The organism is uncultured Sunxiuqinia sp., from assembly GCF_963974515.1.
In the GTDB taxonomy this organism is placed as follows: domain Bacteria; phylum Bacteroidota; class Bacteroidia; order Bacteroidales; family Prolixibacteraceae; genus Sunxiuqinia.
In genome coordinates, this window is the sequence record NZ_CAXBDD010000068.1 from 1 (window position 1) to 21,299 (window position 21,299).

The 21,299-nt window shown below is 45.3% G+C and carries 17 protein-coding genes; 11 read left to right on the forward strand and 6 right to left on the reverse strand.

Annotation, left to right across the window (positions count from 1 at the left end; genetic code table 11):
* Window positions 1-369 precede the first annotated feature (369 nt).
* On the reverse strand, window positions 370-1,644 hold the full coding sequence (locus AAC033_RS13630) for a replication-associated recombination protein A (protein ID WP_339739019.1): 1,275 nt from the start codon (window positions 1,642-1,644) through the stop codon (window positions 370-372).
* A 12-nt stretch (window positions 1,645-1,656) separates the two neighbouring features.
* A complete protein-coding gene (locus tag AAC033_RS13635; protein WP_339739021.1) occupies window positions 1,657-3,579 on the reverse strand; it encodes a tetratricopeptide repeat protein in 1,923 nt (640 codons plus the stop codon).
* A 233-nt stretch (window positions 3,580-3,812) separates the two neighbouring features.
* Here AAC033_RS13635 and AAC033_RS13640 point away from each other — a divergent pair, with 233 nt between their 5' ends.
* Window positions 3,813-4,382, forward strand: coding sequence for a DNA-3-methyladenine glycosylase I (locus AAC033_RS13640; RefSeq protein ID WP_339739023.1), 570 nt, complete (start codon window positions 3,813-3,815; stop codon window positions 4,380-4,382).
* Window positions 4,383-4,526: 144 nt separating this feature from the next.
* On the opposite strand, the gene AAC033_RS13645 is transcribed toward AAC033_RS13640, so the two are convergent.
* Window positions 4,527-4,769, reverse strand: coding sequence for a hypothetical protein (locus AAC033_RS13645; protein WP_339739025.1), 243 nt, complete (start codon window positions 4,767-4,769; stop codon window positions 4,527-4,529).
* A gap of 442 nt (window positions 4,770-5,211) precedes the next feature.
* Here AAC033_RS13645 and AAC033_RS13650 point away from each other — a divergent pair, with 442 nt between their 5' ends.
* The 6 genes from AAC033_RS13650 (at window position 5,212) to AAC033_RS13675 (ending at window position 12,063) form a co-directional block, all read left to right on the forward strand.
* Window positions 5,212-6,357 (forward strand): hypothetical protein, encoded by a 1,146-nt coding sequence (locus tag AAC033_RS13650; RefSeq protein ID WP_339739027.1) that lies wholly within the window; start codon window positions 5,212-5,214, stop codon window positions 6,355-6,357.
* Entirely contained in the window at window positions 6,350-7,474 is a 1,125-nt protein-coding gene (locus AAC033_RS13655) for a nucleotidyltransferase family protein (RefSeq protein ID WP_339739029.1), read from the forward strand. Before AAC033_RS13650 ends, AAC033_RS13655 begins: the two co-directional genes overlap by 8 nt.
* A 150-nt stretch (window positions 7,475-7,624) precedes the next feature.
* Complete coding sequence (locus AAC033_RS13660) at window positions 7,625-8,716, forward strand: sugar-transfer associated ATP-grasp domain-containing protein (RefSeq protein ID WP_339739031.1); 1,092 nt, start codon at window positions 7,625-7,627, stop codon at window positions 8,714-8,716.
* Between the two features lie 153 nt (window positions 8,717-8,869).
* Complete coding sequence (locus AAC033_RS13665; protein WP_339739033.1) at window positions 8,870-9,280, forward strand: hypothetical protein; 411 nt, start codon at window positions 8,870-8,872, stop codon at window positions 9,278-9,280.
* 138 nt (window positions 9,281-9,418) lie between these two features.
* Complete coding sequence (locus AAC033_RS13670) at window positions 9,419-10,249, forward strand: alpha/beta hydrolase family protein (RefSeq protein WP_339739034.1); 831 nt, start codon at window positions 9,419-9,421, stop codon at window positions 10,247-10,249.
* Between the two features lie 155 nt (window positions 10,250-10,404).
* Window positions 10,405-12,063 (forward strand): diphosphate--fructose-6-phosphate 1-phosphotransferase, encoded by a 1,659-nt coding sequence (locus AAC033_RS13675; protein WP_339739035.1) that lies wholly within the window; start codon window positions 10,405-10,407, stop codon window positions 12,061-12,063.
* Window positions 12,064-12,146: 83 nt separating this feature from the next.
* Here AAC033_RS13675 and AAC033_RS13680 read toward each other — a convergent pair whose 3' ends face one another.
* From AAC033_RS13680 to AAC033_RS13690, 3 genes are all read right to left on the reverse strand, one after another.
* Complete coding sequence (locus AAC033_RS13680; RefSeq protein WP_339739037.1) at window positions 12,147-13,388, reverse strand: PQQ-binding-like beta-propeller repeat protein; 1,242 nt, start codon at window positions 13,386-13,388, stop codon at window positions 12,147-12,149.
* Between the two features lie 67 nt (window positions 13,389-13,455).
* Window positions 13,456-13,872 (reverse strand): gamma-glutamylcyclotransferase family protein, encoded by a 417-nt coding sequence (locus AAC033_RS13685; protein ID WP_339739039.1) that lies wholly within the window; start codon window positions 13,870-13,872, stop codon window positions 13,456-13,458.
* A 239-nt stretch (window positions 13,873-14,111) separates the two neighbouring features.
* Window positions 14,112-16,067, reverse strand: coding sequence for a sialate O-acetylesterase (locus tag AAC033_RS13690; RefSeq protein WP_339739041.1), 1,956 nt, complete (start codon window positions 16,065-16,067; stop codon window positions 14,112-14,114).
* A gap of 226 nt (window positions 16,068-16,293) precedes the next feature.
* On the opposite strand from AAC033_RS13690, the gene AAC033_RS13695 reads away from it, so the two are divergent.
* The 4 genes from AAC033_RS13695 (at window position 16,294) to AAC033_RS13710 (ending at window position 20,831) form a co-directional block, all read left to right on the forward strand.
* Entirely contained in the window at window positions 16,294-17,157 is an 864-nt protein-coding gene (locus AAC033_RS13695) for a sugar phosphate isomerase/epimerase (protein ID WP_339739043.1), read from the forward strand.
* A 352-nt stretch (window positions 17,158-17,509) separates the two neighbouring features.
* The gene (locus tag AAC033_RS13700) at window positions 17,510-19,063 is read left to right on the forward strand and encodes a family 43 glycosylhydrolase (protein WP_339739045.1); all 1,554 of its coding nucleotides are present in this window, start codon (window positions 17,510-17,512) and stop codon (window positions 19,061-19,063) included.
* A 100-nt stretch (window positions 19,064-19,163) separates the two neighbouring features.
* Window positions 19,164-19,751: an RNA polymerase sigma-70 factor gene (locus AAC033_RS13705; RefSeq protein WP_339739047.1), complete on the forward strand. Its 588-nt coding sequence runs from the start codon at window positions 19,164-19,166 to the stop codon at window positions 19,749-19,751.
* A 150-nt stretch (window positions 19,752-19,901) separates the two neighbouring features.
* A complete protein-coding gene (locus tag AAC033_RS13710) occupies window positions 19,902-20,831 on the forward strand; it encodes a FecR family protein (protein WP_339739049.1) in 930 nt (309 codons plus the stop codon).
* Window positions 20,832-21,299: the final 468 nt, after the last annotated feature.

Below are 21,299 nucleotides of genomic sequence, written 5' to 3' on the forward strand. Positions count from 1 at the left end.
GCAAATACCGAATCCTGAATGGATGATTCTGACTCCAAGCTCACTGAGTCTTGAGCCGGAACACGATGAGATAGAAAAATAGAAAGAAGGGTTATTAAGGTTGGTAGCCAATTTTTCATCGCTATGAATTGATTTTTTTTGGTTTGCAGAGCTTACTCTCTTTTTTTGCTTTCACGTCACACTTTTTGCAGCAGTATTTGGCGTCTTCAGGCTCCACATAATCCTTTTTCTTGCAAGCACTTTTACCCATTGGTTCAATTGTCTTTGTTGTTTTTCAGAAGAACAATGGATTAGCGGAATTGTTTTTTTGGAGGATTGGGGGCGCACTGTGAACCTAACAGGCAAGTCGCAACACCAGAACTCAAGCTTCTATTCAAACCGCTTTCCCCACCATGCTTTTAGACGCTCCATGATTTTAAGTTCCGTCGCGTTGTTTTGAGGTTTGTACAGGCGTTCGTTTTTGACTTTCTCCGGAAGGAAATCCTGTTCTGCAAAGTTGCCTTTGTAGGCATGTGCGTATTTGTAGTCCTTGCCGTAGCCCAGGTCTTTCATCAGTTTCGATGGCGCATTGCGAATGTGGAGAGGAACGGGTAAATCGCCGGTTCGTCGAACCAATTCCTGCGCTGTATTAATGGCTTCGTAAGCCGAGTTGCTCTTGGGCGACGTAGCCAGATAGATGGTGCATTCCGATAGAATGATGCGTGACTCGGGCGGCCCGATTTTATGCACTGCATCGAAGGTGCTTTGTGCCAAAAGCAGCGCATTGGGATTGGCGAGCCCCACATCTTCGGCAGCTAGAATGAGCAGCCGGCGGGCAATAAATTTGATATCTTCGCCACCTTCGAGCATACGGGCCAACCAGTACACCGCCGCGTCGGGATCACTGCCCCGGATGCTTTTGATGAAAGCCGAAATAATGTCGTAATGCATTTCACCATTCTTGTCGTAAATAGCCTGGCTGCTTTGAAGCCGGTCGGTGACTTTCTCGTTTGTGATGACAACCTTTGGACCTTCTTCGGCCAGCACAACCAGTTCGAGAATGTTGAGCAGTTTCCGGGCATCGCCGCCAGAAAAGCGCAACAAAGCTTCATGTTCCTGAACCACAATTTCCAGTTTCTTGAGGTCGGTATCTTTTTGAATAGCCAAGTCCAGAATTTTCAGCAGGCCCTCTTTTTCCAGATGTTTCAGCACATAAACCTGGCAACGTGAGAGCAGTGGCGAAATCACTTCGAAGGAAGGATTTTCAGTGGTGGCGCCAATCAATGTTACTACGCCCTGTTCAACTGCACCCAACAACGAATCTTGCTGCGATTTGCTAAACCGATGAATCTCATCGATAAACAAAATGGGATTGGGATGATTGAAAAACTGCGTCTTTTTCGCTTTTTCAATGACTTCACGAACATCTTTCACGCCCGAGTTGATGGCGCTCAAAATATAAAACGGACGGTCGAGCGTGTTGGCAATGATCTTTGCCAGCGTGGTTTTTCCAACCCCGGGCGGGCCCCATAAAATGATGGACGAGATGTTTCCTGATTCAATCATTTTGCGCAAAACGGCTCCTTCACCAACCAGATGATCCTGGCCAATGTAGTCGTCCAGCTTTTTCGGGCGAAGTCGTTCTGCAAGGGGAGATAAGCTCATTTTTACCCTTTTTTAGTTACAATACCGCTTAATAATATTGTACGCATCCTGAATGCCCAGTTCGCCGGCTTTACTCAGGTCGTTGGCACCTCCGTCCATTTCGTCCAGATAAATCTTGGTCAGGCCCCGGTTAAAGTAGGCTTCAGCAAAGTCAGGTTGTAGCTCAATGGCTTTGTCGAAGTTTCGGATGGCTTCCTGGTAGCGGCCCAGTTTACAAAGGATGAACGCTTTGTTGTAATAGGCGAATGGAAAATCAGGTTTAATGTGAATACAAACCTGGTAGTCATTGAGAATATCTTCGTAATCATTGACCATCTCCGGAGTGTTTGGGTTTGGCTCTGGTGTTGATCCCACCGGGATGGTCATATCCTCCGAGAAGTCTGGCAACGACTCGAGCAGTTCAACCATCTGCACCCGGCAGTTTGCACGGCTAAAATGCGCCAGCGTGTTTCTTTCATCCATGGTAATGGCTTGGTCAAAATCATCCATGGCTTCGCTGTATTCGCCCACCAAAAACTTAAAAATTCCCCGGCTTAGATGATTTTCAGCCACCTTGTTTGCTTTAATTTTTTCGTTAAAGTATAATATTTGATTTCTGAAATGATCTTCGAAAGTGGTGGTTTTGATGTTACTGATCGTCATCATTGGCGTATAGTTGTTGAAGCGGTTCAACTCTTCCAATGCCAGGTTGTAATATTGCAAACGCTCGTAGTCAACCGAATTGCGGCTGAATGATGAGATCACGAAAATGTCCTGCAATTCAATGATGATGTTCCGGTTTTGGATGCGACCATCGTCCACGTCTTGCTCATCATCTGTGGGCAGGTTACGGGTGTCGGCCAGCGAAAGGCGAAAGCGGCGGCGGTCCCGTTGTTCCTGTGTTTCCTCCTGCTTTTTCTCTTGTTTTTGCTGGGTATTTGGGCGCTGGGGCGTTTGTGCCGGAGGCTTTTGTTGTGTATTTTGTGCTTGTTGCTGGCCTGCTGCCCCAGGGCTTTGCTGTTTGGTTTGCTGCTGCTGTTGCGCCAGAGCGTCATCTTCCAGCATGCGTTGCCTGATGTTCAGGCGCGGATCCAGCTTGGCGGCCACGTCATAGTCGTTCTCGTATCCCGGTATTTTCAGAACTTCCTTGGCAATTCCCCGGTTAAAATATGCATTCGGCAAGGTTGGGTTGATATCCAATGCTAAATCATAGTCCATAATGGCACCTTGGTAATCTTCCAGTCGTTGCTTCACGATACCCCGGTTGTTATAGGCGTATGCATTCTGCGGATCCAGTTTGATAGTTTGGTCGAAGTCGCGCAGGGCGGCGGCAAAATCTTCCAGTTCGAAACGCGCCAATCCCCGCAGCAAGTAAGCGCTGGCAAAGTGCGGACGAATCATGATGGCCCGGTTCAAATCGCGAATGGCTTCGGGAATGTCACCTTTCAATATGTTGGCATTGCTTCGGTTAATGAAGCTGTTGATAAAGTTGGGGTTAATCTCCAGTGCCTTGTTGTAATCGGCAATGGCCCCTTCAATATCTTTTAATGAAAGTTTGGCAATTCCCCGGTTGTTATAAATTGCCTCGTTGTCAGGGTCAAGTTCCAGTGCACGGTTATAGTCGGCAATGGCGGCATCGTAATCTTTCAGTTCCAGGTAAGCCAGTCCACGATGCATAAACGCGTCCGGGTAATAGGGTTTAATGCTAATTGCCTTATTGTAATCCTGAATAGCTCCCCGGAAGTCCTCGAGCTGGTGCTTGGCCACCCCTCTGAAATAGTAGGGCTCCGGAAGTTGTGGCTTAAACTTGATGACAATGTTGAAATTTTCGATTGCCCCAACATAGTTGCCAATCTGGATCCGGGTTTGTCCCACACGGATGTAGTGGCTAATATTCAACTGACTAAAAGCCAGGTTAGAAAGGAGCAAGAATATAAGGGATAATTTGATTTTCATCTATTTAGTCTTTTCAGCCAATCATGTTTTTTTTTTCTTTGCAAGCTCCGTTTGAGGTCCGTTTTGCTTCATCCGGACAGCGTTCAAACGAATGGCTGATACTTGTTGGGTTATCACATGTTGTTATTTTCGTGTGGCGCAATTTACAAAGAGCAAAACGAATATTCTAAGTTGATTGGCGATGTTTTTTGTATTTTTATTCAAATTTTGAATTTTTAACAAAAATCGATCCAATGAAACGATGTGACTGGTGCCTGAAAAATGATTTGTACATTGAATATCATGATACCGAATGGGGCGTGCCGGTACACGATGACCAGCTGTTGTTTGAGTTTTTGTTGCTGGAAGGCGTGCAAGCCGGATTAAGCTGGTTGACGGTTTTACGCAAGCGTGAAAACTATCGACAGGCGTACGACAATTTTGATCCGGTGAAAGTAGCGGCATACGACGACGCTAAACTGCAGGAGTTGCTGCAGAACGAAGGCATTATCCGCAACCGCCTGAAGGTAGCGGCCAGTGTGAACAATGCCAAGCGCTTTCTGGAAGTGCAGCAGGAATTCGGATCGTTCGACCAATACATCTGGTCCTTTGTTGATTTCAAGCCCATCGTTAATCATTTCGAAAAGTTGGAAGAGTTGCCCGCCCGGACAGAACTTTCTGACAAGATCAGCAAAGACATGAAAAGCCGGGGATTCAAGTTTGTAGGATCGACCATTATTTATGCGCACATGCAGGCTACTGGCATGGTCAACGATCATTTGATAAGCTGTTTCCGGCATGCCGAACTGGATGGGGTGAAGTAGGCTTAAGCTGCTTGTCGCCCGTAAGCTGGGAAATGAAGGGGCTACTGAATTTGCCCTTGATCGTTGTTGTAAAAAAGAGGCTGAACGTGTTCTGATCAGCCTCTTACCCTAATTCTTATGAAATGAGCTCACCGCTCAATCCCGCTAGTTGCACGGTGAAGTGCTGGGGCCACTGTGATGTCCACCTCCGTGTCCACCACCTTGTCTTCCACCGCCATGCCTGCCACCGCCGCGACTATCGCGATCACCAGATTTGAATCCATCACCAATTTTGTAGCCATCATCATTCCCTCCGCCTGCCGTGGCATTATTGCTCAGCAAGATCATCATGGTTGCAGCCGATGCAGCGGCATAGCCGGTTTTTTTGATCGCTTCCTTTCGTGTCATCTTCTTCCCTAAAGAATCTTGAATTTTCGTCCCAACGTCAGTTTTTCGTTTTTCCATTTTAAGTGAATTTGTGTATTAATATAAATATATTGGCTCTAGAATTGAATTTCTAAGATCGAAACTGCTGATAGGTACTGACCTACTGGGGCAATTTAAGTCTTGCCTGTCAGGTGAACAATAGGTAAATTCCCCTAAATTTTTTTTGCTCTTGCTGAGCAGCCTCTTTTCAGAGGTTTTGTGAGAGTCGCCATGTTCATCCTTTCAAACTTGTTCAGCGCTAACGGGCTTATCGTTTTGTGAGATATTTTTCGTTAACAGGCAACGATTGATCTGAAGTCAATCAAGGCATTGATTAGATCAAGTATGAGAAGCGTTCTCATGGGAAATATTTTTATATTTAACGCCACATTCATCCGCAACCAATTTATTAAACAGTGTTTCAATGGCTGACATTCCCTACATTAAACGAAAAATTGGACAGAGTTACCTGGTTTGGTTTCAGAACAGCAATTTATACTTTCAGTTGGAGGAGCCGGCCTGGTTTGTCTTTCAAGAAATTGTTCGAGACAACCAGCCTGAATCAGTTGCCTCTGAATTGGAGCAACGGTATGGGTGGACCCCGGAGGAGAGTCTGACCTTTGTAAGTGAAATTAGATTTCGGGTTGACCAGATGAACCAGCCTCTTGCTATAGGCTCTGATTCTGATCCGGAGCCTGATTTTGCGCAGGCAGCTCAACACAATTTTAATTCATCCTCGGGTTATTCTTACCGGTTGGGAACCCGGGTGATCCGGTTTTCTTTCGAAACACCTTGGCTCGAGCGGTACATTCATCCCCTGATCAGTCATTTGGAAGCACCCGGAAATGAGGGTGAAGCGATTCTTTTTGAGTTGTTCACATTTCAGGAGCAGGTTGTTTTCAGATCCAACAAGGAGGTGAGGGGAATATGGGGTACTGACGAAAGCCACCTGGTAAAAGGCATGGTGTTTTTGGAACTGATTAATGTGCTTCATCAAAAGAAAAAAGAAGACTGGCTGATGACTGTTCATGCCTCGGCAATTACCAATGGCCGGAAAACGATCCTTTTTTCGGCGGCTCCCGGAAGTGGAAAGACAACCCTTGCCGCTTTGCTGCGGGCGCAGGGATACCATCTTATTTCTGACGACTTTGTGCCGTTTGATAAATTCTCGATGAATGCCTATCCTTTTCCGATAGCTATGTCGGTCAAGGAAGGCTCAATGGAAGTGCTGACTTCGTACTATCCCGAACTGGCCGGCAAGCAGTTGAGAGAAGTTGCCCCAAATAAAAAAGTACGGTATTTACCCATTGAAAATGATTTGATGCAGCTGATTTTCCCCGTGAAGGAAATCATCTTTGTGAAGTACAATCCGGCCATCGATTTTCAATTGGATCAACTCGATTTTTATGAAGCGCTAAGGTTGCTTCTCGAACAAGTTTGGGTGCCACCGACTCCCGGCAACGTAGAAATCTTGTTTGATCGGGTGGCAGACCTGTCGTTTTATCAACTCAATTATTCCGACAACTCAAAAGCTTTGGAAGCGATTAACCAATTGTTTGCCAATGACTGACAGGGAAATCTATTATTTTACAGGGAAATGCCTTGCTTTGGAGGAACATCCGGAGTTTAAAGACCAAGTCATTGCCTGTGTAAAGTCTGAGATGATTGACTGGCACCAGTTTGTTTCGTTGTGTAGTGATCACCTGGTTCTACCTGCCATCTATCTGAAATTTAGGGCATACGATATTCTTGACCACTTGCCGGAGGATTTGTCAAGCCATCTGCAGGAAGTTTATGCGTTGAATGTGTCCAGGAATACACAAATTCTGAAACAGCTTCACGAGATCATCAGCGTGCTGAACCCACACAAGATCTATCCGGTGTTTCTGAAAGGATCGGCTAATTTGCTCGACGGGCTTTACGCTGACATTGGCGAACGGATCCTTGGTGACATCGATTTTCTGGTTTCTGATGACGAATACCTCAAATCGGCCCGACTGATGAAGGATGCGGGATATGCTGAAGCGTATGATACACCAGATTATAAAGACATCAAAACTTTTAAGCATTACCCGCGGCTCTATCATCCCGGGTACGGGGCAACGATTGAAATTCACCGGATTCCGGTTGATGAGGAGTTCACAGGATGGTTCAACAATGAGCTGATTGAGCTTGAAAAGCAGTCGGTGGAGGACTTACCCGGATCATATGTGCCTTCGGCCAAACATAAACTTATCCATAACTTTATTCATGGGCAGCTTTCCAACCAAGGGCACTTGTTTGGACGATTGTCGCTGCGTGGAGCTTATGATTTGTATTTGCTATCGAAAAAATTTCCGCTGGAGCGAGCACTCACAGAAATTAAACCGAGGCAAAAAGCAATTGCCTATTTCGCCCTGGTTCGCCGCGTATTTGGCTTAGACCTGGCCTTTTTCCCAAAAAGAAATAGGGCTTACCGGGTGCTTTATACCAAACATGCGCTAAACTTGTCATCCGTTTTATTCTACAATGCACACCGCAGCACCCTGTTTCTTGGAGAACGGATTTTCAAGGGCTATCTGGGGCAGATTTTTCAGGCATTTTACTCTGAAGAGAAGCGGACCTACTTAAACCGGCGAATCTTTAATCGCAAGTGGTATGGCGATCATTTACGCCTTTACCTGAAATTTTTTGCAAAAAACAAGTAAATACATGTCAGTAATTTTGCATATTCTGTCACGTTGTCTTGATGAGACAGTGGTGAGGAATTGCAGAAAAACAGTCTAAATAGCCTATGGTTTAATTTAAAGGGTTATTTTTGACAATATATATCCGCTTAACGACTAAACTTAATGCAAATGGAAACGACGAAGAAACCTGCAAAACTATCCAAAGCCAAATTGTTTTATGAAATCTACAAAGATCCCGATAGGAAGCCGCTTAGACAGATGCTGACAGAGATTAGCCACCTCACTTTTTTCAATAAAACAATTCCACGAGTTTACTTTTCCAGGTACCTTTTTAAAAAGGGAATGGGAAACATTGAAAATTATATTCCGTCAGATCATTTAGATCGAATCACATCATTTTTTAATGAGAAAGACATTTCTCTTACGCTGGAGAATAAATTGTATTTCGATTTATACTACAAGCAATTCAATATCAGGTTGCCTAAAACGATTATGTACAACCTTAAGAAAATTTTCTTTTTTGGAACTGATAGCTTTCAATTGGATAATGGACAGGATTTTCATGCGGTATTGAAAGATATTTTCAATAACAATCCAGATTACGATTCAATTATTATAAAGAAAATGTATGGGAGTTACGGGGGATATGAGATTTATAAATTATCCAAACAGCGATGTGAGGAAGATGCACCATACGTTGAAGCGATTTACCAGGATGTTGTTCGTTCAGGTTTTTTGTTTCAGGAAACAATCATTCAACACGAGCATGTGGACAAACTAAATCCTTCGTGCGTAAATACCATTCGAATTGACACTTTTATTGATAGCACCGGGAAGGTTGATGTCATATCAGGTTTTATCAGAATCAACATTAATGATTCGTACCTCGACAACATTACCCAAGGGGGATATGGAATTGGAATAAATTTGAACGCTGGGACGCTGAAGAAATATGGTTATTGTTACCCAAAGTATGGCATCAAAGTACTCACTTCGCATCCGGTAACAGGAACTGTTTTTGAAGGTTTCGAGATTCCGTATTTTGATCAGGTTAAAGAGTTGGTCATAAATGCTGCAAAGTTAATGCCTGGTTTACGCTTGGTTGGCTGGGATGTGGCTATTGAAAAGGAGGGTCCGGTTCTGATCGAAGGAAACTCAACTTACGGTGCTAATGGCAATGATTTTCATGATGGTGGATACAGAGTCAACAAGGTATACCAAAATGTGATGAAGGAATTCCAGCAACTGTCAAAATCGTAGTTCACATAGTTCATTCTTTAGATGACCAACAACTTGACGGGACAACTGTCCGCTGTTTGCCAGATTCGTATCCATAGCGGCTGTCATAAGCTTTTCATTTGAACAAAGCTGCATCCGGAAGACTTTCTATTATAGAACAAGTCTTAAAATTGGATGCGGGAAACAGTTTTTTTGTGGTTGAAGTGGCTCATTGTTGGTGCGATGGGATTTGGTTTTTTGGTCGGTGGCTGCGCTGGCCGGAACGTGAAAACCATGGTCGTAACGGCTACAGCCTATAACTCCATTGGTTCACAGACTCATCCCGACCACGAAGCCATTACGGCTTGGGGCGATACCCTGGAGCCAGGCATGAAGTGCATCGCTGTTTCGCGCGACCTCATTCCCGAAGGCTTAACCTACGATACTAAAGTAAAAATTGAAGGATTGCCAGGAACCTACCGGGTGCTCGATAAAATGAACCGGCGCTGGACCCAGCGAATCGATATTTATATGGGAAACGACAAGGAAGCAGCGCTGGATTGGGGAGCGCAGCAAGTAATCATTTCGTGGAAGGCAGACGAGTAAGTTTTCCGGCTTCTTCATGGACTTGATAAGACTATTGAGCGAGTTAGCGGACAGGCATTAAATATTAACCGGCTTTGTGACCCAGATTGGGAATGACTTCTTATTTTTGTACCATTCGTAAAATAATCCATCAGACCAATGAAACTAAAATTGCTACTCGTTCTATTTCTGTTTTCTATTTCAGGGATATTTGCAGCACAGGTTGATACCTTGCGTGTTGAAAGCCAAGTGATGAAGAAAAACATTTCCAATGTGGTCATTGTCCCTGAATCTTATCAGGAGGGCACTGAAAACTTGCCGGTGGTGTATCTCTTGCATGGCGCTACCGGAGATTATCGTGATTGGGTCTCCAAAGTTCCGGCAGTCAAGGCCTATGCCGATCATTATCGTTTGATGATCGTTTGTCCCGATGGGGGTTTCACAAGCTGGTATTTCGATAGTCCGGTGGACGAGGCCATGCAATACGAAACCTATGTTTCACGCGAGTTGGTCCAAGCCATCGATCAGCAATACAGAACCATCCCTTCGCCCGAAGGCCGCGCAATAACTGGCTTGAGCATGGGTGGTCATGGCGCTTTTTACCTGGCGTTTCGTCATCCGGAGGTGTGGGGCGCTGCCGGAAGTATGAGCGGAGGCCTGGATATCCGGCCTTTTCCGAATAACTGGGATATTGCCAAGCGATTGGGAACCTATGCCGAAAACAAAACGAACTGGGAAGAGAACACCGTGATCAATCTGGTTTATTTGCTCGATGGGAGGAACTTGAAGCTGATTTTCGATTGTGGCGTGAATGATTTCTTTTACGATGTCAACAAGCGGATGCATGAAAAACTGCTGGAGCGCAATATTCCGCATGAATATGTTGAACGTCCGGGAGCCCACAACTGGGAGTACTGGACCAACGCAGTGAAATATCACGTGCTGTTTTTTCACGATTTTTTTGAATCATCGAACGAAGTACGGCAGTAAAGTGTCAGGCCAAAAGATGAGTTGAATGCGGTTTAAATTTACCTTAAATCAGGACAACTAGTTTAGGCAACCTGTTTAAACCAATCATTTTCCGTTAATTTTGCATCGGTTTACGCAATAAAATTAATAATAATACGATCCTAAAAATGAATAACATGACCATTAGCGCATTACAGAAAGCCCGGGCTGATTATCAGCCTAAACTTCCAAAATCTCTGAAAGGTGCCGTGAAAATCGTAGACGGCGCGGCAACTGAATCTGTTGCTGATCAGGAAGACATTAAAAAACTATTCCCCAACACCTACGGAATGCCCATCCTTACCTTTGAGGAAGGTGTGGAATCAGCCAACGTCCCTGCGGTAAACGTGGGTGTCATTCTTTCGGGCGGACAAGCGCCAGGCGGACACAACGTGATTTCCGGCATTTTCGATGGCATCAAAAAACTAAATCCGGACAGTAAGTTGTATGGTTTTCTGGGTGGCCCGGGAGGATTGGTTGATCACCAGTACAAGGAAATTACTGCCGACTTCCTGGAAGTTTACCGCAATACCGGTGGTTTCGACATCATTGGTTCGGGGCGTACCAAGCTGGAAGAAGAGGCGCAGTTTGATAAAGGTCTGGAAGTTCTGAAAAAGCTGGACATCAAAGCGCTGGTGGTCATTGGTGGCGACGACAGCAATACCAATGCCTGTGTTTTGGCCGAATACTATGCCGCCAAAAAAGCGGGTGTACAAGTAGTCGGTTGTCCAAAAACAATTGATGGTGACCTGAAAAACGAAATGATTGAAACTTCGTTTGGTTTTGACACCGCTGTGAAAGTTTATTCTGAATTGATTGGAAACATTCAACGCGATGCCAACTCGGCCAAGAAATACTGGCACTTCATCAAGCTCATGGGGCGTTCAGCTTCACACATCGGGTTGGAGGCTGCCCTGCAAACGCAGCCGAATATCACGCTGATTTCGGAAGAAGTGGCCGAGAAAAAGCAAACGCTTCAGGAGATCGTGGATTCGATGGCCCAGGTGATTGCCAAACGTGCTGCCAATGGCGACAACTTTGGTGTAGCACTGATTCCTGAAGGCTTGGTTGAATTTATTCCTGAAATGAAGAAGCTGATCGCCGAGTTGAACGATTTGTTGGCCGAAGGTTCTGCGATTGAACAGGAATTCAAAATGATGAAAAAGAGCCACCGTCTGGAATGGTTGGCCACGCAGTTAAGTCCTGAATCGGCTGCTGTATTCCAGTCGCTGCCAACCGGAATTGCCAGCCAGCTGACCTTGGACCGCGATCCACACGGAAACGTCCAGGTTTCGCTGATTGAAACCGAAAAATTGCTGGGTGAAATGGTGAAAACCAAATTGGCCGACATGAAAGAAAGTGGCGAATTTAAAGGGAAATTCGGAACACAGTACCACTTCTTTGGCTACGAAGGCCGTTGTGCTGCCCCTTCAAACTTCGATGCCGATTACTGTTACTCCCTGGGCTTTACCGCTTCGGTATTGATTGGCGCGGGAAAAACCGGGTACATGTCGAGCGTGCGGAACACCACTGCTCCGGCAGACCAGTGGATTGCAGGCGGCGTGCCAATTACGCAAATGATGAACATGGAAAAACGCCATGGACACATGAAGCCTGTGATTCAAAAAGCACTGGTTGAGTTGGATGGCGCTCCGTTTAAATACTTAGTGGCTAATCGTGACAAGTGGGCGATTGAAACCAGCTACCTGTACCCGGGCCCAATTCAGTACTGGGGCCCAACCGAAGTATGTGATCGCACAACCGTGACTTTGCAGTTGGAACAAGCTGGAAAATAATCCGGAAATAAGACTAAAAAAGAAACCCTCCCGATTTGCTTCGCGGAGGGTTTTTGTTTCATAGAATAGTTTACTGATATTAGCTAAGATTGCTTCAGAATCTGATAAGCTCCCAGGTAGTTTCCATGTCGAAGGTACAGTAGCCCGTTGTGGATAACCGGGTGGGCAAAATGTTCTTTGGTTCCTTTGGTTAGCTTGAACGAGCTGATTGTTTTTAGTCCCTCTGGTGCCGGAGTGATCAACGAAACCGTGCCTTTGTCTCCATAAAAATAAAGCAAGCCATCGGCAAAGATGGTGCTGCCCCGACCAATCTTCAAGCTGTCGGTTTGCACCCCGGTCGCACAGTCAATAGCGATAAACTGGTTCTTTCGGTGGCTGCTGGCGTAAAGCTTGTCACTTACTTTGACGATTCCACCCATGTAATTGTCCAGATCGGTTGATTTCCAGATTTGCTCCAGTGCAGTCCCATCGTCAGTCAACTTAAGCTTAATCCCACAGTTGCCATCACCCTCCGAGTAATAGATCATGCCGTCGTCAAACAAAACGGTGTTGGCATGCGTGTCGCCCTTGCCTGGTTCGCGCTCGTCGGGCTTGGTGTTGGTTTGCTCGTGATGCCAAAGCACTTTGCCGGTTTGGGCATCCAGTCCCAGCAGATGATAAGCTGAAAAAGCAGCTAGAATTGTCCGTTCATTCCATGTGATGAGTAGGGGCGAGTTGTATGCCGGGCGTTCGCCCTTGCAACTGCTTGTCCAAGCCAAATCACCAGTCACGCGGTTAAGGGCTACCAGGTTGTGGCGCTCGCCGCCAGGCTGGCAGTAAACCAGGTCTCCGGTTACCACAAGCGCCTGCGAGAATCCAAAGCGGGGACTCACTCCATCGAAGTCGGTCAGCATATTTTTACTCCAGATTTTATCGCCTGTTTCAACGTTGATGCAACAGATATCGCCCAGTCCCGAACAGATATAGATCAAGTTTCCCGCTAAAGTTGGGGCACCGCGGCTGCCTGCAAAGTTCGTGGTCCATTCATGGCCATAGCTCGTTCGCCAAACTTCCTCCCCGTTTTGATCCAATTTGAACAAATAGCCAAGGCTGTCAATTTCTCCGGTGACGAAAACAAATTCGTCGGTTACAATGGGGCTGCTGTAACCATTACCCACGATTTCGGTTTCCCACACAGGCACAGGTCCATCGTCCGGCCAAATTTTCAACAGATTGGTTTCGGAGTAGATGCCACTTCGGTTTTCGCCGCGCCATTGTGTGATTTCAGGTTGTCGCTTACAGGCAAACGCGATTGTTAGCAGAGCAAGCAAGAAGATTCGTTTCATAACATTGTTTTGGTTTTTCTTTAAAAGTATCCAAAATCGTTCCTGCATTACAGTTGCCTGATTAATGTCAATGATTCTGCTGCCTGTCGAGCCAACGCCGAAATTCCTTTATTTCTTCCAACATGCTTGCTCGTTCTTTTGGTTTTCCTTGGCTAATTGCGATTCCGCGGGCCTGATTTTGTGTGTAAACAAAGGCCTTTAGGGTTCCCGCGGTGGCTTGCACCTCCAATACTTCCCGCTGGTAAAAAGGCACCTCTTCCCAGAGATCGAGTATTTCCAGTTCTTCTGCAGTGATTTCAGCCAGCTGGCCGGTTACTTGATGTCCTTGGGCTGGTTTCACAAACAGGTAGCCGGATTCCGGGTTTACCAACAGTTTGTAATCCAGCAGCCAAGCTTTCGCATAGACCGGCTTACGCTTGAGCAGGTAGCCGAAGAACTCCGGATCAGCAATGGTTCCGTAGGCGAATAACAAATTTGTGCTCATGGGGAATACAATAAATGGATATGGACAACATTACTTAAGGACATTTTATATTCATTCATGGTCATTAGGGGTCATTTAATTGTTTTGAAGCGATCAATGACAATAAAATGACTATGGAATGACAATCATTGACAGCCGCGACAGAACAATTGGCCAGGTAAGCAAACAACCAGATCGAACAAAACAGACCCGGCAACTTTCGTCGAAATGCCGGGTCTGTTCAAGTGATTTATCTACCATTATTTTGCGTCAGCTGTAACCCCTTTCCAATCATCGGTGCGGAAAGGCGTAGCAGGAAGTCCTTCCTTGTTGTAGAGGTTCAGGTCGTCCGGATTGTCCGCCCATCCGAAGCGAACAGCTACAGGCTGGTCAACCTCATCGGAATAGACCACGACCGTGTTATCATCCACGATCTCGCCTTTGGCCCAATGAAACTTTTTGTCGGCTCCGGCAATGGCAAAGGCTTTCAGGTAGCCGTACTTGTCTTTTAGCATCAAGCCACTTCCTGTTTCTGAAAAGTGAATCCGGATTTTGTTCCCGTCCACTTCCATCGATTCATAAATCGGGCCGGAATGGACAATATCTTTTCCGTAGGTCACTTTAAGTGCGTTTAGTGCCAGTCGTTTGCCAACATCCTGTTTGTTGCGCGGGTGAATGTCGTTCGCTTCGCCAATGTCGATGGCCAGAGCTTGTCCGGTATGGGGCAATTCCAGCGCCATAGTTTGTGCTTCGCGTAGTTCGGCCCAGGCGCTCTCTCCGGGTTGATCTTTGGGCTGCATGAAATTGGCCAGTTGCACCCAAAAGAAGGGAAAATCGCCCAGGTTCCATTGCTGGCGCCAGTCTTGAATCAGTGTTTGAAACACGCGGCGATATTGGTAAGCACGTCCGGCATTCGATTCGCCCTGGTACCAAATGGCACCTTTAATTCCATAAGGAAGCAGCGGTTTGATCATTCCATTGTAGAGCAGTGTAGGGTAGGAGTTGGGTCCAATAGCCATGGAGCCAACCGAAACTTCCGTTAGTTTGAATTTCCATTCACCGGCGAGCACGATCCGGTCGTCGCCGACTTGTAAAAAAAGCTGACTTTCATCGCCGTAAATTCCGCCGCCTCCGGCATTATCGACCACGCGCACGGCCAACACGTTTTTTCCTTCTTTTAGGATTCCGTTTTCAAGCGGATACACCCGATCTTCATTATAGGCGTTTGTTTTCCCCACCAGTTTTCCGTTCACCCACGTTTGGTCGTTGTCATCAATCTTTGCCAGGTGTAATACGGCCTGATTTTGGGCCTGTTCGGCAGTTAAGGTGAAGCTGGTCCGATACCAGGCGGTTCCGTCGATTTCAGGATAGCCTTTCGACTCCCAGAGGGCAGGTGTTTGGATGCTCGCCCAGCTGGCATCGTCCAAATTGGTGGCAGCATAGATGGCTTTCCCGTCGACCAGGCCTTCATCTTTTTTGGGTAGCTCGCCACCAAATAGCTGAGCGATTTCGGCCAGTTTTTGCTGTTTGAAGTTTTCCAGATCCAGTTGCTTTAGTTCGCTCAAAGCAGCAGCCAGGTCCGGATCTTTTTCAATGTTTTCGGGACTAATCCAGGTTTCGGCAACCGTTCCTCCCCACGAGGTATGAATCATGCCCACCGGAACATCCAGTTGATTCATCAAATGGCGTGCAAAGAAATAACCCACAGCCGAAAAGTGTGGAACAGTTTCGGGGCTGCAAACTTCCCATTCGCCACCATCCAGATCATCCAGTGGGTGCTGGCTGACCTTTTTCGGAACGGTAAACATACGCAGGTTGGGGTAATTGGCTTCTGAAATTTCGTTTGCACTGTTGTTCGAGTTGGCAACCACCCATTCCATATTTGATTGTCCGGAGCAAACCCAAACTTCGCCAATCAAAATATTGTCGAGCGTAACTTCATTTCCACCTTTTATTGTCAGACTGTATGGCCCACCGTATTCCATTTTTGGAAGGTTGACTTTCCATCGGCCATTTTTATCAGCCTTTGTTTTTAGGATTTCCCCGGCAAATGATACAGTAATCCTTTCTCCTTTAGATGCCCAGCCCCATAAGGGGTTTTCCATTCCTTGCTGCAAAACCATGTTGGAACTGAAAATACGGGCCGGTTTGACTTCAGCTTGCACCGACACAGCCATGAAAAAAACCACTGTCAGTAATAAAATTCGTCTTCTCATTGTAATAAGTTTGAGGTGTTTGATTGCGATGATTGAATAACAGATTTAAATTGACCATGCAATTTAGTTAAGATTGGAAAAACATGGAGACATTTTGACCAATTTTATTTGCGCTTGCCTGCTTTCTTTTGCCGAACTGAGAAAGATTTCGGACTCCCCGATTAATTTTTTAATTTTATTGACATGGATTTAAATACTTCAATGATAATAACCAAACGCATAGACTATGACCAATCGACGTAATTTTCTTCGGACCACTGCTGCCTTTGCTGCCGGCGCTATGGCTTTTCCAATAGCTGCCTGTGGGGAGTCAAAATCAAAAAAAGTAATTGGATTACAACTTTACACTGTTCGTGATAAAATCAGTGCTGATCAGGAAGCGACGCTGGAAAAGTTGTCCCGGATCGGGTACAATTCACTTGAAGCGGCCGGGTATAACATGAATGACCGCACGTTTTATGGCATGGAGCCCAAGGCCTTTGCTAATCACGTGAGAGGGCTGGGCATGCCGTTGCACAGTTCCCATACGGTTTATGAACTCGACAATGCCGATGTGGTGTGCGAAGATGCCGCCAAGGCCGGCGTTGAATACATTATTTATCCATATTTGCCTGATAACCTCAGAACCAACCTGGATGACTATAGAGCTACGGCCGAAAAATTCAATCGGATGGGTGAGATTGCCCAAAAGCATGGCTTGAAATTTGGTTATCATAATCATGCCTTTGAGTTTGAGGAAATGGATGGTGAGATCCCCATGGACTTATTGATTGGCCAGACCGATCCAAAACTGGTGACTTTTGAACTGGACTTGTATTGGATCTCCCGGGGAGGGTGTGATGCAGTGGATTATTTTAAAAAATATCCCGGCCGTTTTGAGCTGTGGCACGTCAAAGACATGGTGACTTCGGACGATCAGTTTTTTGCACCGGTGGGACGTGGACGGATTGATTTTGAGCGCATTTTTGCTGAAAAAGAAACCGCTGGAATGAAATACTTTTTTGTGGAGCAAGACAGCTTCCGGGAATTGGATCCCTTCGAAAGTGTTGAGATTAGCCTGAATTATTTGAAAGAAGCGAAATTTGTTTAATCAAAAGAAATTCTCAGGATCTACTTCGCCTTATTTTAAGCTACATTCGTTTTTTGCTGGTGAAAAGATAAGGGAGACAGGAATAGCCTGGTGTTAAGTAATTTGAATTAGGAAAACCGGACTGAATCAAGGAACGACAGACTGTTTTACTGACCGAGCTGGTAGTTTCCTACGTGAATTTCTATTGTTGAAGCAAGCAACATTAGTTGTATTCTCTTACGGTGCCCTGCAAATGATACTTCGCAGGAAAAAAATTCAATCTGACGTGAGTATCTTTTTTGTCGTAGTTGTATGGCTTAAGATTAGGTGTGACTTTTCCTGAAATGGAGCGTTTTAAAATTGTTTCGTTATAATGAAGATAAGAGTAAGGTTCTTATGGTTTTTTTGTTGTGCTGTAATGCTGCAAGCTTGTTCATTCGAGAAGCCGGGCGGTACTTTTAATCCTGTTTTGCCGGGAGATAGCCCAAACCCTTCGGTTGCAAAAATTGGTGATACTTATTATGCGTCTGCCACCAGCAATGAATGGTCGCCGCTGTTTCCCATCTATCAGTCCGACGACCTGAATAATTGGGAACTTCTTTCTTATGTGTTCCCCGGTGGAGCACCTGATTGGGCCCATCAGAATTTTTTCGCTCCCGAGCTTTCGTATGATGAGAAGCAGAAAAAGCTATACGTATATTATACCGGACGGGATAAGTCGACTGGTAAAATTACCATTGCGGTTGCCAGTGCCGACACGCCTGAAGGGCCATTTACGGATCATGGCCCGCTGATGATTTCTGAAAATATAGAAACCATTGATGCTTTTGAGATCAGGGACCGGGATAATAAGCTGTACTTGATTTGGAAAGAGGTGTATTCACCCGGTCAGCCTTCCATCATTTATGCGCAACCCATTTCAGAGGATCGTAAAAAAGTGTATGGCAAAAAACAGGAGCTGATTCGAAACGACCAGGAGTGGGAAGGCGAAATTGTGGAAGGGCCTTGTATTTTTCTGCGCGACGACTATTTCTATCTGTTGTATTCGGGAGGGAACTGCTGCGATATTACCTGTGACTATGAAATTGGGGTGGCCCGGTCGAAGAATTTGTTGGGCTCCTGGGAAAAGTATGAAGCCAACCCGATCATGACCGACAATGAGACCTGGAAATGTCCGGGCACCGGTGATGTGGTCGAGCAGGGGAATGACTACTACTTGCTTTTTCATTCTTATAAAACAGTAGGGGGCGACTATGTAGGGCGCGAAGGTTTGCTGGAAGAGCTCCACTGGACCGATGATGACTGGCCCTATTTTGAACGCACGACGGAAATGACGCTGGAAAATAATCGGATTGATTATTTCGACGATTTTTCGAAAGCACTGGAACCTTACTGGCAGTGGCGGGCCACACAAAAACTGAGTTATGCTACTGGCGAAAATGGATTAATGTTGGCTGCTTCCGCTGAAAACGATCTGCTTGGCAGTTTGCTGGCACAGCCTGTAAAATCCATGAATTTTGAAGTGACAGCCACGATCGATTTGAGTATGAGTGGGCCAGATGTTAAAGGTGGAATTCTGTTAATTGGTGCAACCAACAACGGTTTTGGAGCGCCTATGGCTGGCTTGGGTATCACGGCAGGCCACGATCTGATTGAGGTGTGGATTACGTCAGGACAAGAAAAGAATGTATATGAGGCGGTGCCCGCAGACCGTTATGGCGATTTAGTCAAGTTAAGAATGCGTGTAAAAAATGGCGACCTTTTGCAGTTTTCAGTGTCTGATGGCAGCAGGTGGAACATTATTGCGGATTCTGTAGATGCATCGGGCTATGTTCCCTGGGGCATGGGCTTCCGGTGGGGATTGGTCTCAAAGGGCGAAACCAATGAGTTTGTTAACATACGTAGTGTGGAATTAATCAACCGTTAAGTGATGTGTGAAGTGAGTGAAATGGATTTATTAACGGAAAACAGGCCGGGCAGATCACATGCGATGGATCGCCGCGCTTGCCTGATAACATAGGAGAAGATTGGCGAAAGAGTCTAAACATATTGACAGTAATTTAATCCGAAAGCTAAAAGGTGGAGACCGGAATGCTTTTCAGGTCATCTTTGATGCTTACAGTGAGCGTCTTTTTCATTTTGCCTATTCCTACCTGAAAGATTCAAACGATACCGAAGAGATTGTGCAGGATGTTTTTCTTCGATTGTGGGAAATCAGAACGGAAGTTGATGAAGATAAGTCGTTCAAGAGTTTTCTGTATAAAATGACGGTCAACCGGGTATTTAACCATTTGAAGCACCAAATCGTCCGTCAAAAGTACGAAGAGCATTTGATGAGCCTCGACTCCTCGTTTAGCGAAACACCCGAGGAAACCTTACGTCGGAATGAATTGACAGACAAAATTCAGGATGTGCTGAATAAATTGCCTGAGCAAAAAAGAAGGATATTTATTTTGAGTCGCTTGAAGGGGTATTCGAATGCGGAAATTTCGGAGAAACTGGGCTTGTCTGTTCGAACGGTTGAAAACCAGGTGTATCGGGCAACAAAATTTTTGAAGGAACATTTAAAAGATGACTATTTGATTCTGTTAATTGTTTGTCTTTGTTTTATTTAGACTGAGTAGATGATTTTTTTTCAAAAAAAGATGAATTTTTTTTAAAATAACGTGAGTAGCTTTTGAAAGCTACTTGTATGTGATAGTGAGATGGAAGATAATCAAAAAATAGAAAAACGTTTTAAACAGCTGCTTGATAAATTTCAGGCCGTGGATTGTACAGCATCCGACCTTGATGAATTGGAGCAACTGGTTCAAGACGAAGGCGCGACTTCGGAAATTGAAAATACCATGTTCCGAAAGTTGGATGAAAAGGATTATCAGGAATTGGTTGCTTTCGATAAAGCAAAGCTGTTTCGGAGTCTCGAATGCAAGATGGGAGCAGACACGGCAGACCGGGAACGCGTAGTTGGGAAATTACCACGTTTTTATCGCCTAATGCCTGTGGCTGCTATTCTGGTGCTGATCTTTGTGGTTAGTGGCTTGATAGCTTATTTTGCAAATGAAAAGCATGGGATTGAGCGGCGTCCGGTCTCGTACAGCGAAGTTGTAGCTCCGCTTGGGGCCAAAACACAGGTTGTTCTACCCGATAGTACCGTGGTGTGGTTAAATGCCGGGAGCAAACTCACATATTCGACGGATTTTAATTTGGAAAATCGCTTGGTATATCTGGAAGGCGAAGGATATTTTCAGGTGGCCAAGAATAATGAAAAACCTTTTGTGGTTGATGCGTTCGGATTTTTGGTCGAAGGAGGCGAAACCGAATTTAACGTCAAGGCCTATCAGGATGAGCCAACCATTGAAGCCATTTTGGTTGAGGGCAAAGTATGGCTCAACCACCGGACTGAAACAATAACTAGTGAAGTTTCACTTGGACGCAAGTATAAAGCGACTTTTTATAAGTATTCCAATACATCGGCTTTAGGTCAAGCGCAACCACGTTTGGTGATTAGCCCGAATGTCGATCCAAAGCCACTCATTTCATGGAAGAATGACCGGTTTATTCATCAAAAGAGCGAATCGTTGGACAAAATTCTGATCCAGGAGGGAACGAGTTTGGTGATGCTGTATGACCTAAATCAGAGGCGCTTGTCCCAGATGCTCAAATGTGTGGCATGGAAAAACGAAGCCCGGATTTGACTTAAAGCTTGAAGTGTAATCAATATAAAAAAAAGAAAAGTAATCAAGAGATAAAATCGAAGATAAAAGCAGAAAGGGAGCAGATTTTGCGGATCCACCCCCTTCTGAAAAATAGTTAACTAGATTAATGCTTCATGAACTGGTAGTTTTAAGGAAGCACTAATTGAATAACCATCGACAAGCCAAATTTATGAAAAAAACAAATGATCTAATCCTACTTCAGAAGGAAACTTTTACCGGGCTGTTCTCAAGTCACGGATATCTTTTATACTGCACAAAGACTTAACCGGCTATTTGTGAGCTTGTTTTATCGCTCTGCAACGGATTGATGCATCTACAGAAACGTTGAAGTTTGTGCCAAAGCAGCAGTTTTAACTGGTGTTGATCGCATCAGTTGTGCCTTGTTGTGAACATCTTTCGGCATTGAACTCCGAATCAGATCGGTAAAGTCATGGACGTGACTCCTTA

Coding starts and splice junctions, on each gene's coding strand:
- AAC033_RS13630 (WP_339739019.1), bottom strand. CDS start 1,644: ATGAGCTTATCTCCCCTTGCAGAACGACTTCGCCCGAAAAAGCTGGAC.
- AAC033_RS13635 (WP_339739021.1), bottom strand. CDS start 3,579: ATGAAAATCAAATTATCCCTTATATTCTTGCTCCTTTCTAACCTGGCT.
- AAC033_RS13640 (WP_339739023.1), top strand. CDS start 3,813: ATGAAACGATGTGACTGGTGCCTGAAAAATGATTTGTACATTGAATAT.
- AAC033_RS13645 (WP_339739025.1), bottom strand. CDS start 4,769: ATGACACGAAAGGAAGCGATCAAAAAAACCGGCTATGCCGCTGCATCG.
- AAC033_RS13650 (WP_339739027.1), top strand. CDS start 5,212: ATGGCTGACATTCCCTACATTAAACGAAAAATTGGACAGAGTTACCTG.
- AAC033_RS13655 (WP_339739029.1), top strand. CDS start 6,350: ATGACTGACAGGGAAATCTATTATTTTACAGGGAAATGCCTTGCTTTG.
- AAC033_RS13660 (WP_339739031.1), top strand. CDS start 7,625: ATGGAAACGACGAAGAAACCTGCAAAACTATCCAAAGCCAAATTGTTT.
- AAC033_RS13665 (WP_339739033.1), top strand. CDS start 8,870: ATGCGGGAAACAGTTTTTTTGTGGTTGAAGTGGCTCATTGTTGGTGCG.
- AAC033_RS13670 (WP_339739034.1), top strand. CDS start 9,419: ATGAAACTAAAATTGCTACTCGTTCTATTTCTGTTTTCTATTTCAGGG.
- AAC033_RS13675 (WP_339739035.1), top strand. CDS start 10,405: ATGACCATTAGCGCATTACAGAAAGCCCGGGCTGATTATCAGCCTAAA.
- AAC033_RS13680 (WP_339739037.1), bottom strand. CDS start 13,388: ATGAAACGAATCTTCTTGCTTGCTCTGCTAACAATCGCGTTTGCCTGT.
- AAC033_RS13685 (WP_339739039.1), bottom strand. CDS start 13,872: ATGAGCACAAATTTGTTATTCGCCTACGGAACCATTGCTGATCCGGAG.
- AAC033_RS13690 (WP_339739041.1), bottom strand. CDS start 16,067: ATGAGAAGACGAATTTTATTACTGACAGTGGTTTTTTTCATGGCTGTG.
- AAC033_RS13695 (WP_339739043.1), top strand. CDS start 16,294: ATGACCAATCGACGTAATTTTCTTCGGACCACTGCTGCCTTTGCTGCC.
- AAC033_RS13700 (WP_339739045.1), top strand. CDS start 17,510: ATGAAGATAAGAGTAAGGTTCTTATGGTTTTTTTGTTGTGCTGTAATG.